Below are 17,569 nucleotides of genomic sequence, written 5' to 3'. Positions count from 1 at the left end.
GTTGCATTTACCCATGTCATGGTGCATTTACAACTTCGTGAAATTTCCAATGTGCATTTACAACTTCAATGTTGCATTTAGGATTTCAACTAACCTTCGATAAAATGTCATATCTTTGCTACCAATTAAAAATCGAATCGGCGTTTAACCGCAACATTTACCGGATTATGGAGATCAGCGGAAACAGAACGTTTGCAGAGCTAAGCGACTGTATTTTAGATGCATTTGAATTCGACAAAGACCATTTGTATATGTTCAGTCTGAATCGAAAGGCTTATGATCCCAACGGAATCTATCATCCGATGGGAAAACAGGGGAAACGTGCGGACCGGGTTCGGCTGCAGGATGTAAATCCGGTTGTAAAAAATAAGTATCTATATTTATACGATTTTGGCGATGACTGGATGTTTTATATTACTGTAATGAAAGTCAACGAGACAGATCTGAAAATCCCGGCTAAGATAACATTTAGACAGGGAGAACTATGTCAATATCCGAACTGGGACGAGGATTGGGAAAACGAAGAAGATTGGGATGGTAAAGAGGACAGTTACGATGAGGGGGATTTTGATGAGGATGGTTTTGCGGCAGCGGATGATTTGGTAATTACGCCGGTCTATGAAGATGACGCGGTTGTCAAAGAGAGGCTGATGTCAATACCGGCAATCCTTCAAAATATGTGGATTCGTCTTGTCAAAGAGGATCTTCCAATGGCTGGCGATGAAGAAATAGAGTTGCTGTATCGACTGGAGAAAGCCGGACTGGTTGAGGTAGACGAGAGTGAGATGCATTTGTATTTAAGGGTTAAGCGGGGAAAAGCAGATTATAAGGAGTATGGGATTTGGGATAATCATCAGAAACGGTATGACCTTGAACATGTGATCGTAGCACTGGTGGGAATTTATGGAGTGGTTGAACAGGATATGCTCTATGTATTATTATGTCAGATAGAAAGCGTTTCCGGGTGTTCAAAGGAACTGTTTGAAGACATAATAAAAAAGCTTAATCATTGGAAGTTCTGGAATAATAAGATAGGGGCAGATGGAACCATTTACATAAGCTCTTTTTGCAGTGAAATCACAGAGGTGATTTTGCAAAGACGGAAGAAATATCCTGTAAAGCGGTACTGTACTTTGGATAAGGAAGCAGAAGATGCGCTTCTGGCAGGAAGCTGGAGAGGGGCCTGTCCGGTTTATGGAAAAACGTTTCACTATCTATTTTGGGAGAGACGATGGAGCCAGGAAGACACAGAAGCTTTATTGGAGCATTTAGTAAAATGTGTTGCCATGGGAGACACAGAACAGGAATATTTCACTTGGATTGATGGTGTAATGAAAGAAAATAACATGCCTTTAACAAAGGCCATGAGGAAAGTATTTCGCGAGTTTCGGAATGAACTTCCGTCTGCAGTGCTGAAGGGATATACATGGGGAGAATATGAGAAAGACGGCAGGAAGGATGGATACCATCAGTTGTCACTGTTTGAGGAGGAATTGCCGTTTTAGGAAGTGAGAGAAAATAAAGCCAACAGCCAATCTACATCAGAAAGGAGCCCCCATGAAATATCTGGCGCATATCAGTGAGGACAAACAACGGGAGCAGAGCATAAAAAGCCATTTAGAGGAAACAGCGCTTCTTGCAAAAGAATTTGCAGAAGAATTTGGCTATGGAGAATGGGGATATTTCTGTGGGCTGCTCCATGACATAGGGAAATATTCCACTAAATTCCAGGGGCGTATCATGGGAAGCGGCGAGAAGGCGGACCATGCCACGGCAGGAGCGCAGTTGTGCCTGCGGTTAGGGAAGGAGAAAGGCAGTTATTATGTAGCACCGGCGTACTGTATTGCCGGCCACCATGCCGGTCTGCCGGACACAGGGACAAGCGCGGATACGGGAGATCGAGGGACCTTTACAGGTAGAATGAAGAAGAGGGTAGAAGACTATGGGGCTTATCAGGAGGAGATTTCTATCCCTCCGCTCCCTCCTCCTGTTTTAACAGCGGCAGAAAAGAAAGATCTAACCTTTTCCATGAGCTTTTTAATTCGTATGCTGTATTCCTGCCTTGTAGATGCTGATTATCTCAATACAGAGGATTTTATGAAGGATGGCGAAACCAGCAGAATAACGGGAGAAACGATCCCGGTTCTTTTGGAAAAACTCAACCGCCATATAGCGAAATGGCTTGTTAATGATGATCAGGATACGATCAATGGGCGGAGGACAGAGATTCTCAAATCCTGTATCGAAAAGGGAAAGAAAAAGAAGGGGCTGTTTCGCCTGACCGTTCCCACCGGGGGAGGTAAGACGGTGGCATCGTTGGCATTTGCCCTGAACCATGCAGCGGGGCATGGAATGAAGCGTATCATCTACGTCATTCCGTATACCAGTATCATCGAGCAGAATGCAAAGGTGTTCAGTCGTATTCTGGGGGAGGAAAATGTGCTGGAGCATCACAGCGGTATTGATTATGAAAGCACAGATGAACTGAAGTTGAAACAATTGGCAGCGGAAAATTGGGATCTGCCAATCGTTGTGACAACCAATGTCCAGTTTTTTGAGTCTCTGTTTTCTAACAAGTCCTCAAAATGCAGAAAATTACATAATATTGCAAACAGCGTTATCATTTTTGATGAGGCGCAGATGCTGCCCAATGATTATCTTCGGCCATGTATCGCTTCGATGGAAGAGCTGATCCGCCATTATGAAAGCAATATTGTACTGTGTACGGCAACCCAGCCATCGTTACAAAATTTTTTCCCAAAGGACATGCAGTATACAGAGCTGTGTCCACGCATGGAAGAGCAGTTTCGGTTTTTTAAGAGAGCCATATTTAAGAATTTGGGGAAAATAACAGAGGATGAACTTATAGACAGGGTGAGGAACGAAGAACAGGCGCTGTGTATTTTGAATACAAAGAATAACGTACAAAAGCTGTATGAGAAAATAAAGGGGGAGGGAGTCTATCATCTTTCGACTTTCATGTATCCCCGTCACCGCCAAGAACGGCTGGAGACTATACGGGAGAGATTAGCGGCGGGAGAAAAATGTATCGTAATTGCTACCAGTCTGGTGGAAGCCGGTGTGGACCTGGATTTTCAGACCGTATACAGGGAACTTGCCGGTGTGGATTCCATGATACAGGCAGCGGGCCGATGCAACAGGGAGGGGAAGAGAGATGCCCTTGGCAGCTTTGCCTGCTATTTTCAGCTGGAGGAGTCGAGAATGGTTCCGGGACAGGAACAGCAGATCGATACGGCAAAACAGGTAATCCGAAGATATGAAGACATTGGTTCTCTTGACGCGGTGCAGGAGTATTTTACCAGACTGTATCAATTCAAAGGTGCTGCCCTGGATAAAAAGAATATCCTGGAGGAATTTCAAAAAGGCCGGTTTGCCTTTGCTACGGTGGGAAAAGAATTTAAACTGATCGAGCAGAATACAAAGACAATTCTGATTCCCGCCCAGGAACGTGCGAAAGAAATTGCAGAGGAATTGAAGTTTAAAGGCGCTAACAAAAAACTGATTCGGGAAGCGGGGAAATACTGTGTCAATGTTTATGAGAATCTATTTCGGAAAATGTATGATGCAGGGATGTTTGTCGGCGTGTCGGAGGAGCTGAAGGAGGATTTCTTTGTTTTAAAAGACTGTAGCAATTATTCAGATGAGACAGGTTTACAGGTTAAGGCAGAGCTGGGAATGGATATCTGGTTATAGAATATCGGCGAGAGCTGGGATGGATCTGGCTTTTACGGTGGATTCATAAGAATATTCAGATAATAAAGCGCATTCGCCGGAAAGGAAATTCTAATACGCAGATAAAAGATGATAGAACCCCAAAAATAAAAAATCCCATATAGAAAAATAGAAAATTGTATTGTAAAAAATTAGTTTATGGTATTATATAATTAGCATTCATACAAAGTGAAAGATATAATGAGAGATAAAAGAAAGTTAAACAGAAAGCTAAAAGAAAGATAGACAGAAAGCTAAAAGAAAGCTAAACAGAAAGTTAAAGGAAAGCTAAACAGAAAGCTAAAAGAAAGATAAAAATGAAGGGGAGGAAAGCGATGAGCCTGGGGGTCAGAGTAAAAGTCTGGGGGGAGTATGCACTCTTTTCCCGCCCTGAGATGAAAGTGGAACGCTGCAGCTATGATATTATAACGCCGTCTGCCGCCCGAGGTATTCTGGAAGCAATCTATTGGCATCCGGGCATGTCCTGGAAGATTGACAGCATCCATGTCATAAAACCGATCCAGTTTACTTCCATCCGGCGCAATGAGGTCAAAAGCAAGATTTCAGCTAATAACGTGCTATCCGTTTACAACGGCGCGAAAAAAGAATTGTTCATCAGCAGCAAGGAAGAAATTGTCCAGAGAGCTTCTCTGCTATTGAAGGATGTGGAGTATGTCATATCCGCCCACTTCGACTTGACGGATCAAGCAAATGACAGCGATAATCCGGGAAAGTTCAAGGACATTATCATGAGGCGGTTAAGGCGTGGGGAATGTTATCATACACCTTATTTCGGCTGCCGGGAATTTCCGGCCAATTTCTGTCTCTGTGAGGAAGATGTCCATGGAGCCTATGAGGTTGTGGAAGACAAGGATTTGGGATTTATGCTTTACGATATGGATTATTCAAATCCGGAGGACATACAGCCCATGTTCTTCCGGGCCGTCATGCGCCGTGGGGTTGTGGATCTGAAGGACTGCGAGGTGATTCGATGATACTGCAGGCATTGGTAAAGCACTATGAAACTCTGGCGGAACAGGGAAAGGTGTCAAGACAGGCCTGGTGCCGGGCAAAGGTAACCTATGCGTTGGATATTGATACAGACGGAAACCTGTTGGGTATTATTTCACTCAAGCAGGAAGAGGAACGCGGGAAAAAGACGGTCTGGGTACCGCAGATGGTTGAAGTGCCGGAAATGGCCGCCCGTTCTTCGGGAGTATCGGCAAACTTCCTGTGTGATAATTCCAAGTATTTGCTGGGGATCGACAATGACGGAAGCGGAAAACGTGTGTTAGAGTGTTTTCAGTCAGCTAGGGAAAAGCATGAGAGCGTTCTGGAAGAGGTACAGAGTGAGGCTGCCGTGGCGGTGAAACATTTCTTTAAGAATTGGGATCCCATGAAAGCAAAAGAACATCCGGAACTGCTTGAGAAGTGGGAGGATATCACGGCCGGTGGAAATCTTGTTTTTTATGTGGGAACAATGTATGCACATGAAGACCCGGATATACGAAATGCCTGGGAGAAGTCCCTTCAGGCGGAGGGAAGCGGGACGCAGGAGATTTGTCTTGTGACCGGAAAAAGAACGGAAATTTCCCGGATCCATACGGTGATCCGTGGGGTTCAGGGGGCACAGTCCAGTGGGGCTGCACTGGTGTCTTTTAATGCACCTTCCTTTGAATCCTACGGGAAAGAGCAAAGCTTTAACGCTCCGGTTGGCAAATATGCGATGTTTGCCTACACCACAGCGCTTAATTACCTGCTTTCACAGAGGAAATACATATTTATGCTGGGGGATACGACCATCCTTTTCTGGGCGGAGGATGGAAAGGAAATTTATCAGGATCTCTTTATGGGATCGATGGAGCCGACCGAAGATAACCAGGAGGTGCTGCGAGGTATTTTCTCCAATCTGCAAGAAGGCCGGGGTATTGATGTAGATGGAATCCAGGTTAATCCTGAACAGAAGTTCTATATACTGGGCCTGGCGCCCAATGCGGCGCGGTTGTCGGTAAGGTTTTTTTATCAGAATCATTTTGGGACAATCTTATCAAATATCAAAAAGCATTATGAACAGATGGAAATTGTCAGACCAAACTGGGATAAAATAGAATTTCCGGGTGTCTGGAGGGTGCTTTTTGAGACGGTCAACCAGAAATCAAAGGAAAAGAAACCGCAGCCCAATATGGCGGCATCGGTATTTGAAGCGGTTTTGTCCGGGAAAAAGTACCCGGAAAGTTTATATAGTAATGTAATGATACGGATTCGCGCGGAACAGGGGAGGATTACCAGGGGACGGGCGGCAATTATAAAAGCCTGTCTGATACGGAATCATGGTAAACAGTGGACAGAGGAGGGAAGCTTTGTGGGATTAAATGAACAGTGTAAGGATGTGGCTTATGTATTGGGACGGGAATTTGCAGTGTTGGAGGCCATTCAGGAAGACGCCAATCCGGGAATTAATGCGACCATTAAGGACCGGTACTTTAACTCGGCCTGTGCGGCGCCCGCGTCAGTGTTTCCTATTTTGTTAAAGCTGAAAAACAGTCACATAAGAAAATTAGAGGCCGGGAGACGGATTTTCTATGAAAAAATGCTCACAGGCCTACAGGGGATGATTGAGGTGGAAAATGATCAGCCTGCGGCATTTCCACGCAGACTGTCTTTGGAAGAACAGGGCATGTTTATACTGGGATATTACCATCAGGTTCAGAAACGTTTCGAGAAAAAGGAGGAGAAGTAAATGAGTGAAGCGATTAAAAACAGGTATGAATTTGTCGTATTATTCGATGTGGAGAACGGAAATCCCAACGGTGACCCGGATGCGGGCAACATGCCGAGAATCGACCCGGAAAGCGGATATGGCCTGGTAACGGATGTGTGTTTAAAGAGAAAAATCCGCAATTATGTGGAGCTGGTTAAGGAAGAGGAAGAAGGATATCAGATCTATATCAAAGAGAATGTCCCATTAAACCGGAGTGACAATAAGGCATTTGAGTATTTACATATTGACGAAACCAAAAGGAAAGATTTGAAGAAAAACGATCCGGAAGCAGACAGGAAAATCAGAGATTTTATGTGTAAGAATTTCTTTGATATCCGGACATTTGGCGCGGTTATGACTACGTTTGTAAAGGCTTCTTTAAACTGCGGCCAGGTAAGAGGGCCTGTGCAGCTTGGATTTGCCAGAAGTATTGATCCGATTGTGAGTCAGGAAGTGACAATTACCAGGGTGGCAATTACCACGGAAAAGGATGCGGGGAATAAGAGTACGGAGATGGGAAGAAAGAATATCGTACCCTATGGACTTTACAGAGTAGAGGGGTATATTTCCGCCAATCTCGCAAGGAAGGTAACCGGCTTTTCAGAAGAGGATCTGGAGCTTTTGTGGGAGGCGATTATTAATATGTTTGAACATGATCATTCGGCGGCAAGGGGGAAAATGGCAGTTCGGGAGCTGATTGTATTCAAACACAGCAAGGAACTGGGGGACTGTCCTGCCTATAAATTGTTTGAGGCTGTGGAAGTAACGAGGAAGGACGGGATCCTTTATCCGAGAAAGTATCAGGATTACGAGGTTACCGTTCATAAAGAGCAGATTCCGGAAACAGTGGAGGTAATAAGAAAGATATAGTGGAATACAGGGAAGAGGATTATTTGATGATTTCCGGCATCCAGCATTTCCGGTTTTGCCGCAGGCAGTGGGCTTTGATCCATATTGAGCAGCAATGGGCGGAAAATGTGCATACGGTTACAGGTGAGCTGATGCATAAAAATGCACATGATCCATTTCTGACGGAAAACCGGAAGGATGTACTGATTACCAGGGCGCTGCCTGTTTCATCCCGGACGATGGGCGCAAGCGGAGAATGTGATGTAGTGGAGTTTCATCGGAGCGAAGATGGAGTGCATCTTCATGGGCATCGTGGGCTATATAGCATTTTCCCTATAGAATATAAAAAGGGGAAGCCTAAAATTTCGGAGGAGGATATTCTGCAGCTCGCAGCTCAGACCATTTGTCTGGAAGAAATGTTTTCTGCGGTTATTTCGGAAGCGGCTGTTTTCTACGGTGAAACACGCCGCCGTGAGATCATAGAAATGACAGATGATTTGAGAAACAGAGTTCGGGATATGTTTAAGGAAATGCACCAGTACTATGAACGGCGTTATACTCCGAAGGTCAAATGGAGCAAGAGCTGTAATGGCTGTTCACTGAAAGATATCTGTCTGCCGAAGCTGGGGAAAACCATGCCAGTGGGAGAATATATAAAACTGGCACTGGAGGAAGAAGGATGAAGAAACTACTGAATACTCTGTATGTAACATCGGAAGACAGTTACCTTTCTTTAGACGGTGAAAATATTGTTGTTCTGGATAAGGAAAGAGAAATAGGGCGCCTTCCCCTTCATAATCTGGAGGGGATCGTCTCGTTCGGTTACCGTGGAACCAGTCCGGCTTTGATGGGAGCATGTGCGAATCGGAATATTTCTCTCTGCTTTGTAAGTCCGGGCGGCAGATTTCTGGCAAGGGTAACGGGGAGCGTAAAAGGAAACGTAGTATTGAGAGATAAGCAGTACCGGACGAGTATGGATGAAGATAGTAGTCTGGGGATCGCGAAAAATTGCATGATTGGAAAAGTGTACAATGCAAGGTGGGTGCTGGAGCGCTCGATCCGGGATCATAGTATGCAGATTGACGTAGAAAAAGTAAAACATGCTTCTCTGTTACTGAAGGATGCCGCACTTAGAATCCGTAACTGTGAATCAAAAGACAGCCTGCGTGGCTTTGAAGGCGAGGCCGCCAGCGTTTATTTCGGTGTATTTGATGAACTGATTCTGCAGCAGAAAAAGGATTTTGCCTTTTCCGGCAGAAATAGAAGGCCTCCGACTGATAATGTAAATGCAATGCTGTCTTTTGTCTATACACTGCTGACCAATCATATTGCATCTGCACTGGAAACCGTAGGTCTGGATCCTTACGTGGGAGTGCTTCATACAGAGCGCCCGGGGCGTGTATCCCTTGCACTGGATCTGATAGAAGAGTTGCGGCCTGTTCTGGCGGACCGTTTTGTTCTTTCGATGATTAATAAGAAGATCGTTCAAAAAAAGGATTTTCTGAAAAAAGAAAATGGAGCTGTTCTAATGAAGGATGATGCACGGAAACGGTTCCTTACAGAGTGGCAGAACCGAAAAAAGGAGATGCTGACACATCCATATTTACAGGAGAAGATAGAGTGGGGTATGGTTCCCTATGTTCAGGCAATGCTGCTGGCAAGGTATCTGCGGGGGGATCTGGATGCATATCCGCCATTTTTGTGGAAGTGAGGTCAGAGTTTGCTGGTATTGATCACATATGATGTGAATACAGAGACCGCAGGAGGAAAAGCGAGGCTTAGAAAGGTCGCCAAACAATGCGTTAACTATGGGAGGCGAGTCCAGAATTCGGTATTTGAGTGTATCCTGGACAATGCGCAGTGTGTGATGCTGAAGTCATTATTGGCTGAAATTATTGATGAAGAGGTCGACAGCCTGCGATTCTATTATTTGGGTAATAAGTATAAAACAAAAGTAGAGCATGTGGGGGTTGATAAGGGGATTGCGGCAGATGAGACATTATTTTTGTAGTGCGAATGTGAAGCACACATGAAAAGTACGGGGGATTCGCACCGGAAAAAGTGCACAAAAGATGCTTGGTTTGGGAGGAAGAGGCGATGATTTTGCTGTGTGGTATTCAAAGGAATGTATAGATGATATAAAAGTGTGATTGTTTTGTGTTATGATATTGGATATATTTGCCGTCGTTCCCCTTGCGGGAACGTGGATTGAAATATTGATTCCGGGGATCTTCCCTGCGCTGATTTTAACGTCGTTCCCCTTGCGGGAACGTGGATTGAAATATAACCATGACTATACTATATCATGGGATTCATAGTCGTTCCCCTTGCGGGAACGTGGATTGAAATCTACCCACCCCAAACGATTAATGGATTTCTTCGGAGTCGTTCCCCTTGCGGGAACGTGGATTGAAATTCCTCCACGCTTCTGTCTTTCTTGGCATGGCAGCGTCGTTCCCCTTGCGGGAACGTGGATTGAAATCCGTCATATGTTGTTATGGTTACGTTTGCCATATCGTCGTTCCCCTTGCGGGAACGTGGATTGAAATTGTTCCGTTCTGATGCACAGTCCCCCCTGATCGGTCGTTCCCCTTGCGGGAACGTGGATTGAAATACATTAAAATATAGCATCTCTCTCTTTTTTATTGTCGTTCCCCTTGCGGGAACGTGGATTGAAATAATCCACACCTCTCAGATTGGAGAGCGGTGACCAGTGTCGTTCCCCTTGCGGGAACGTGGATTGAAATCTTGGATCAATGCCTGAAGGAACCCTGTTCCATGTCGTTCCCCTTGCGGGAACGTGGATTGAAATTTTCGCTTACTCAGCTTGTCATATCCGATATTGTCGTTCCCCTTGCGGGAACGTGGATTGAAATACAGCCATGGAACCACAGAGGAGGCGGTAAGAGGTCGTTCCCCTTGCGGGAACGTGGATTGAAATTTATGTATCGGGCAACGGAAGAAAGGAGAAAAACGTCGTTCCCCTTGCGGGAACGTGGATTGAAATCCGGATTGAGCTATTACAGTATCATTATTCCCGGATGTCGTTCCCCTTGTGGGGACGTGGATTGAAATCGTAAACAAGTCCAGGACAACCCCAATGGTGGGGTCGTTCCCCTTGCGGGGACGTGGATTGAAATTGTCGAAGTAACAGCAAAAAAGACAAGGATATCAGTCGTTCCCCCTGCGGGAACGTGGATTGAAATTTCTTGACTTTACGCCCTTTTGGGCATATAATAATTGTTCCCCTGCGGGAACATGGGTTAATATTGTAATATGACATCTATAAAAAGGTATATGGAAGATATTGATAGAGAAAGATATTAATAAAGAAAGATATAAATAAAGAAGTATCTTTGCAAAGGGATACCTCAAAAAGCGGGGAGTACAATATTTTCGGCCTAAGAATATCCTTGACAGATTGGAGACAGCAGTATTCGTCTGTTTGAAGTCATCTAAGATGATAAAATATGCAGCGATTATGGTATTTGGAGGAAAAATGGAACAGTTATCTATATTTGAGTGTATAAATGGAACAGAAGAAAATGGAACCCTTTCCACGGATGAATTGGCTGCAATTCATCCACGGATGGTTTCGTTATTTAGCGGTTGCGGCGGATTGGATTGGGGATTTAAAGAGGCTGGATATGATATTGTTTATGCAAATGATTTTGATAAGGATGCACAGAGAGTGTATGAGGCAAATTTTGGCGAGATGGACGAAAGAAGTATCCTCGATGTACCGGCAGAGGAAGTGCCGGACTGCGATATTTTGACTGCAGGCTTTCCGTGTCAGCCTTTTTCAAATGCAGGGAACCGAAAAGGAGTGAACGACTCCAGAGGAAATCTGTATAAAGAGTGCTTGCGGATAATAGAAGCGAAAAAACCAAAAGTTGTAGTGTTTGAAAATGTCCGCGGATTGTTGTCAATCAAAGATGAAGAAGGAAGTTTATTGATTGATACGATTGTTAGAAATTTGGGAGACATTGGTGAAGGGTATCATGTAAATTATCAGCTTATTAACGCCAGTGATTACGGTGTGCCTCAAAACAGAGTAAGGGTTGTTGTGGTGGCATTTAGAAAAGATCTTGGGAAAACATTTGTTTTTCCTCCAAAACAACTAAAAGAAGGATTGAATGTGGGGAATTTACTTGATATTCCTGCTGATGTACCAAACCAGGTAGATTGGCCGTTTTCTCCGCAGGCATTAAATTTGATCCGGCATATTCCTGAAGGAGGATCATGGAAAAGTATTCCATATAGATATTTGCCGGACAGATTCCGCAGGATTGCAGACAATATGAAAAGGTATCATGCCCCCAATATGTATCGGAGATTTTCAAGAGATGAGATTGCAGGAACAATTACAGCGGCTGCTCAGCCGGAGAACTGCGGAATTATCCATCCTACTGAAAATAGACGATATAATGTAAGAGAAATAGCACGTATACAAACATTTCCTGACGAATTTGTGTTTTTCACCGAGGATCCTAAATCCGTTACAGGGATGTATAAGGTAATTGGCAATGCGGTACCGCCTACTTTAGCAAAAGTAATTGGTATGGAAATTAAAAGACAATTGGGTAATCAGTTCATGGATTAAAGGGGTGGTGGTTATGAAACTGCTTTATGTTTCTGAGGAAAGTATCGCATCTTGTATAGACTATTTCAAGCAATTGGATATCATATCCGGTGAACAACTGGGAATGTTCTTTTTTTTCAAGAGTATAGGGTTTGACGAGAAGAAGTATCGCGCATTTCCTAAAGTCAGTGGTATATCAGTTGAAGATAGAAAAGTATATTTGCAAAGTGTATATAAGCTTTCTGCATTGTACGACTATAACGCTGAAAGTGGAGAAAAGAAATGCTGCTTATTTCCGTTTTCAATCATTGATGAAATAGGCAAGAATAATTTGTTTAATCCAGGAACTGCCTTTAAAGGACTGTTAAGCCGTATGAGAGATACGGTTGACAATACATTGGTGGATGATTCAAAATTTTTGAGAAAGGATGATGCTGATCCTGATAAGTTCAAATTTCCAAGAAATTACATACGTCTGTTACTGTCTAATTTTCTGAACGGGAATAAGATATCACTTGTGTATTTTGCTGCGTGGTATTTTAGGTTTCGTGGTGTAGAAGCTCCTGATGAATGGATAAATGGGACTATAACCGAGGATATTTATAGAGGATATACAAGGGTATGTACTAAAATTCTGATACAGGAATTAAAACTAAATGAAGATGAGCTGAGCGCTCTATTTTATTATGATGAAGATGAAATTCTGAAATTTTCGCTCACTCAGATAAGCGGAATCCAATTGAGAAATCATCTTCACTTTAGTAAAGACTACATTCCGGAAATTGCAAAATTACCAAGAGGAGGAAATGATTATATGGCGGTGATCAACGATATTGAAGTTGATAAGACACAGGAACTTGCCCAAACAACAGGAAATAATATAACGGCGGAAAGCTTAAAAGAACTGCTTTTAGCTACAAAACAAGTCATATTGTATGGTGCGCCCGGAACCAGTAAGTCTCATATTACTAATCAGATTAGGGGGGATTTTACCGGCTGTTCATTGGTACAATTCCACGCTAATTCAACATATGAGCAATTTATTGGCGGTGTTTCTATAGATGATGCAGGTAATTTTGTTCCTAAACCCGGAGTGTTCTTGGATTTTTGTGAGACGGCTCGATGCGATAAGGATCCGGGTCACAGATATCTGTTTATCATTGATGAGATAAATAGAGGAAATGTATCAAAGGTTTTTGGCGAAGCAATATTGACATTAGACAGAGAATATACGGCTGATCTTGCAAGTGATATTAAATGGAATGATAAAAAGATTAAGAAATTTTCAATTCCTGATAATGTTTATATTATTGCTACCATGAATTCAGCTGATAGAAGTATTGCACAGATTGACTATGCAATCAGAAGAAGATTTGCCTTTGTAAAATTTTATCCGAACTATGAGTTGATTTCTTCAATCTCGGATTGTTCATCCATGAAGGAGATTAAGCCAGATCTGTTATTGAAAAATATAAACAAAGGGATATTTAATGTTTTAAAAGATGAAAATATGCTTCTGGGACATGCATATTTTATTCCGAAATGGGCAATGGCCAATGGAAAAATAATGTGGACACCAGATGTATTAAAAATGCTGTTTAATTATTATATCATTCCTATTATTGAGGAATATACATATGGAAATACAAGATATTTAGCCAATATCTTGGGAATGAAATTACCCCAGAGAATTGATGATACAGACCAGTTTGTTCAAGAAATAAAAGCACAGTTTAAACTGGATTAATGCAGGAGGATGCCTATGGAATCAGATGTGGTTCACATTCCGCAAGGTAGCGTCCTTCGGCTTTTAGACGGCGAAAAGGAGTTTTTGCTAAAAGCATTTGAGCCTCGTGGGATTAGTACGGGATGTATAGATTTTCAACAAAATATAGTCAGCTTTCCCCAAGCCTATGTAGGATATATTAATCTGCCAACAAGAAGGATTATGATTGATCCCAAGCATAATGGTGTGAATCTTAGGCATATTATCAGGATATATTATTTTTTATATTCATCTGATTCATCGGATCTGGATGAACCAATATATGACGTAGATAGTGGCGGCACCTTTGATATCATTGAACTTTTTATTTCTGAGCTGGATAAAGTGGCAAAAAAGGGCTTACCGGTTGAATATAGGGAGGGAAGAGAAAATCTTCAGTATCTGAGAGGAAATATAAATGTAGTTCAAACTATGATGAATAAGCAATTGGGAAGACGGGATATTTTTGATTGTTCTTTTGATGAATTATCCAGGGATATTACGATAAATCAGGTATTGTATAAGGCATATAATAAAGCGATACGGATAACGGATATGGAAAAAGCAAGCCTGTTAAACAGGGACTTCGGAGATATTTCCGATATTTACCAGGTTCCCCAAATAACACTTAACACAAATACAATGTATTGTAAAAAGGCATTGACGTTAGCATATATGATATTGAATGATCTGTCTGTTTCCGATTATGGCAATCAAGCATATGGCCAGAATTTTCTGGTTAATTTTGATAGACTTTTTGAGGATTTTATTAAAAAGATTTTAGTTACATATTCCGGGGATTATAATTTTACTTATTGGGAATCAGAAAAACAGTATGCAGTGTGTTCCGGTGCTGATTATGATGATTATTTTAAATCATATATACCGGATATGCTTTATTTGTATCAGGAGAATGAAATGCCGATTTCCGCTTTTGGTATCTTAGATATGAAGAATAAAACATCCAAGCCTTTTAGCAATGCAGATGTATACCAAATGTTTTTTTATGCAAATGAATTACATAGTAAGCGTGTGATCTTATGTTACCCAGCTGGCAGAGAACAACAAAATGCTGTTCTGAAATTCAATAATGAAGATTTTTCATTAAAACAAATACATGGTGTTTATATAAATATTGCAGGTGACACATCAAAAGAATTTAAAGAGAATATAAATATGTTTATTGATAAGATTAAAGCATTGATGTAAATGGAGAAAATATATGAAACATCTACTAATCTGGGGCGCCGGAGACCAGGGCACCGTTACCTTGGACTGCGCTTTGGCGATGAAGCGATATGACAGGATTGATTTCCTGGATATGAAGGAGAAAGGTCACCGGTCCATTCCGGGGTATGCGGTCTACGAGGAAGAAAAGGTGAATCTTTCCGGATTCCTGAGGTCATACAATGAAGCCATTGTAGCGGTAGGGAGCAATGACCTGCGGGAGGCCAAAACCTCCCGGCTCATGTCACTGGGTATTCCCTTGGCAACAGTGATCCACCCCACGGCGGTCATCAGCCCTTTTTCACATATTTCCAGGGGATGCGCCGTGCTGGCGCGGGCCGTGGTCAACCCCAATGCGCATGTGGGGACAGGGTGTATTGTGAACACGGGCGCAATTATTGAACATGACTGCATCATTGGGGATTTTGCAAATATTTGCCCCGGTGTTTCCATGGCGGGGCATACAAAGATCGGCAGAAAGTCGTTTCTGGGAATCGGATCCACGATTATGGATGATATCACAGTGGGAGAGGAGTCTGTGGTGGGAGCCGGGGCAGTGGTGATCCGGAATGTGCCGGACCGAGTGGTTGTGGCCGGGGTTCCGGCAAAGGAGATACATTCCTAAGTTAAGGCTGGTGATTCCTAAAAGAGGTTTTCTAAAAGAGGATTTCTAAAAGGGAATCCTAAAGGCAACAATATCTATTGATTTTGGACCACGCATCATGTATACTAAATTTAAGTAACAGGTGAGTCACCGCCGTCAAGAGAGGACCTAAAAAAGGGGCGAGTAATCGTCTCTTTTTTTGTACGGGGAAAAGAGTATAGAATCATGAAAAATATTACAAAGCCAAAATACAGAAAACTCCATCTGATCATCCAATTCCTCCAGGGCTCCAAAGTCTATTTTGCAGCAGCCGTAGCCGCATCCCTGATATCAACCATACTAAATGCCCTGACACCGCAGATTTTCCGGTTCAGCATTGATGAGGTGCTCAGCGGAAACGGAGGGACTTATCTGTCCGGCCACCTATGGATACTGGCCATGATGATCGTGGCGGTGGCGGTTGCTTCGGGGATTTTTACCTATATCAGCCGTACCAATACGGCCAAGGCAGGGGAGAATTTTGCTAAAAATCTGAGAGATGCATTGTTTATCCATGTGCAGAAGCTGCCCATGAAGTGGCACGACAGGAACCAGACAGGGGATATTATCCAGCGGTGTACCTCTGATGTGGAGGTGATACGTGGATTTGTAGTGACACAGCTTCTGGAGGTATTCCGGACGGCATTTCTTGTAATTATATCGTTTGTTATGATGTTTTCCATGAATGTGAAGCTTTCCTGTATCGTTCTTCTGTTCGTGCCGGTTGTGATCGTGTATTCAACGGTGTTTTACAGATTGATCGCAAAGCGGTTTACCACAGCGGATGAGGCGGAGGGAGAGCTGTCCACGGTTGTGCAGGAAAATGCAACAGGAGTGCGTGTGGTGCGGGCCTTTGGCCGGGAACAGTTTGAGATGGAGCGGTTTGATAAGAAGAATAATGCCTTTGCCAGGCTGTGGATCCGGCTGGGAACATTATCGGGCCTGTATTGGGGAATTGGGGACCTGATCACGGGGCTTCAGGTGGTTGCGGTCATTATCTTCGGAGTGATGGAGGCGGTAAATGGTTTCATATCCGTTGGTGAATTTATTGCGTTTGCTGCTTATAATTCAACGCTGGTGTGGCCGATCCGTGGCCTGGGTCGTATTCTTTCGGATATGAGTAAAGCAGGTGTCTCATTTGAACGTGTGGATTATATCATCCGTTCCCAGGAAGAAGCTTATGGGAAAAGGGCGGAGATTTATGGGAAGGGAAATGTTGGTTTCGGAGAGGAAAACGAAACGTCCCCTAAAACGTACGATATTTCCTTTCAGCATGTATCCTTCGGATATGAGGATGGAAAGGATGTACTTAAGGACATTTCATTCACAATCCCGGAGGGCAGGACGTTTGGTGTTTTAGGCGGAACGGGCAGCGGGAAGTCTACAGTGGTACAGCTCCTTTCCAGGCTGTATGAGCTTAAGGATAGCAGGGGGAGTATTTGTATTGGGGGCAGGGAGATCAGGGATATCCCCATAGAGGAGCTTCGGAGAAATATTGGAACGGTCTTGCAGGAGCCCTTTTTGTACTCCAGGACGATACGGGAAAATATATCGGCTTCCGTGCCGGATGCGTCCATGGAGGAGATCCGGTATGCGGCGCAGATCGCGTGCATCGATGATGCCATTATGAGCTTTCCGGACGGATATGACACACTTGTGGGGGAACGGGGAGTCACTTTGTCAGGGGGGCAGAAGCAGAGGATCGCCATTGCGAGAATGCTGCTTCAGAAAGCGCCGATCATGGTATTTGATGATTCTTTATCAGCCGTGGATTCCCAGACCGATTATCACATCCGCTGCGCCCTGAAGGAACATATGAGAGAGGCAACGGTTATCCTCATATCCCACCGAGTGACATCCCTTATGGGAGCGGATGAGATTATGGTGCTGAACCAGGGGCAAATAGAAGAATGCGGAACCCACGGTGAATTGATACGGAAAAATGGGATTTACCGCAAGATTTATGATATACAGATGAGCCGTGACGACAGAGAGAAGATGGAGGGATGA

13 protein-coding genes and 1 CRISPR repeat array are annotated in these 17,569 nt (G+C 43.5%); all 13 genes read left to right on the top strand.

The features are described 5' to 3' along the window. Window positions 1-68: 68 nt before the first annotated feature. The 13 genes from ABID13_RS16695 to ABID13_RS16635 all read left to right on the top strand — a co-directional run bounded on the left by ABID13_RS16695 (window position 69) and on the right by ABID13_RS16635 (window position 17,569). Window positions 69-1,505, top strand: coding sequence for an IS1096 element passenger TnpR family protein (locus ABID13_RS16695; protein ID WP_330376646.1), 1,437 nt, complete (start codon window positions 69-71; stop codon window positions 1,503-1,505). 52 nt (window positions 1,506-1,557) lie between these two features. Beyond that, complete coding sequence (locus ABID13_RS16690; protein ID WP_048929555.1) at window positions 1,558-3,714, top strand: CRISPR-associated helicase/endonuclease Cas3; 2,157 nt, start codon at window positions 1,558-1,560, stop codon at window positions 3,712-3,714. A gap of 353 nt (window positions 3,715-4,067) precedes the next feature. Then, window positions 4,068-4,727: a type I-C CRISPR-associated protein Cas5c gene (gene cas5c / locus ABID13_RS16685; protein ID WP_048929554.1), complete on the top strand. Its 660-nt coding sequence runs from the start codon at window positions 4,068-4,070 to the stop codon at window positions 4,725-4,727. Further along, the gene (gene cas8c, locus ABID13_RS16680) at window positions 4,724-6,472 is read left to right on the top strand and encodes a type I-C CRISPR-associated protein Cas8c/Csd1 (RefSeq protein WP_048929553.1); all 1,749 of its coding nucleotides are present in this window, start codon (window positions 4,724-4,726) and stop codon (window positions 6,470-6,472) included. Before cas5c ends, cas8c begins: the two co-directional genes overlap by 4 nt. Then, window positions 6,473-7,363, top strand: a complete 891-nt coding sequence (gene cas7c, locus ABID13_RS16675) for a type I-C CRISPR-associated protein Cas7/Csd2 (protein WP_048929552.1) — start codon at window positions 6,473-6,475, stop codon at window positions 7,361-7,363. Further along, a complete protein-coding gene (cas4, locus tag ABID13_RS16670; RefSeq protein WP_048929551.1) occupies window positions 7,363-8,025 on the top strand; it encodes a CRISPR-associated protein Cas4 in 663 nt (220 codons plus the stop codon). Before cas7c ends, cas4 begins: the two co-directional genes overlap by 1 nt. Next, window positions 8,022-9,053, top strand: coding sequence for a type I-C CRISPR-associated endonuclease Cas1c (cas1c, locus tag ABID13_RS16665; RefSeq protein ID WP_048929550.1), 1,032 nt, complete (start codon window positions 8,022-8,024; stop codon window positions 9,051-9,053). Before cas4 ends, cas1c begins: the two co-directional genes overlap by 4 nt. A gap of 9 nt (window positions 9,054-9,062) precedes the next feature. After that, window positions 9,063-9,353, top strand: coding sequence for a CRISPR-associated endonuclease Cas2 (cas2, locus tag ABID13_RS16660; RefSeq protein ID WP_048929549.1), 291 nt, complete (start codon window positions 9,063-9,065; stop codon window positions 9,351-9,353). A gap of 172 nt (window positions 9,354-9,525) precedes the next feature. Then, a CRISPR array of direct repeats spans window positions 9,526-10,548; the repeat unit is 32 nt; unit sequence GTCGTTCCCCTTGCGGGAACGTGGATTGAAAT. A 254-nt stretch (window positions 10,549-10,802) separates the two neighbouring features. Then, window positions 10,803-11,945 (top strand): DNA cytosine methyltransferase, encoded by a 1,143-nt coding sequence (locus ABID13_RS16655; RefSeq protein ID WP_242849235.1) that lies wholly within the window; start codon window positions 10,803-10,805, stop codon window positions 11,943-11,945. 13 nt (window positions 11,946-11,958) lie between these two features. Beyond that, window positions 11,959-13,671 carry an McrB family protein gene (locus ABID13_RS16650; RefSeq protein ID WP_048929548.1) on the top strand — a complete coding sequence of 571 codons (1,713 nt, stop codon included), beginning with the start codon at window positions 11,959-11,961 and terminating at the stop codon, window positions 13,669-13,671. A gap of 15 nt (window positions 13,672-13,686) precedes the next feature. Next, entirely contained in the window at window positions 13,687-14,898 is a 1,212-nt protein-coding gene (locus ABID13_RS16645; protein WP_197092170.1) for a 5-methylcytosine restriction system specificity protein McrC, read from the top strand. 13 nt (window positions 14,899-14,911) lie between these two features. Further along, window positions 14,912-15,541 (top strand): acetyltransferase, encoded by a 630-nt coding sequence (locus tag ABID13_RS16640; RefSeq protein WP_007863392.1) that lies wholly within the window; start codon window positions 14,912-14,914, stop codon window positions 15,539-15,541. Between the two features lie 204 nt (window positions 15,542-15,745). Continuing rightward, entirely contained in the window at window positions 15,746-17,569 is a 1,824-nt protein-coding gene (locus tag ABID13_RS16635; RefSeq protein ID WP_007863390.1) for an ABC transporter ATP-binding protein, read from the top strand.

This window comes from Enterocloster citroniae (genome assembly GCF_040545455.1).
GTDB classification, from domain to species: domain Bacteria; phylum Bacillota; class Clostridia; order Lachnospirales; family Lachnospiraceae; genus Enterocloster; species Enterocloster citroniae.
This window is presented reverse-complemented; position numbering and strand designations above follow the sequence as displayed.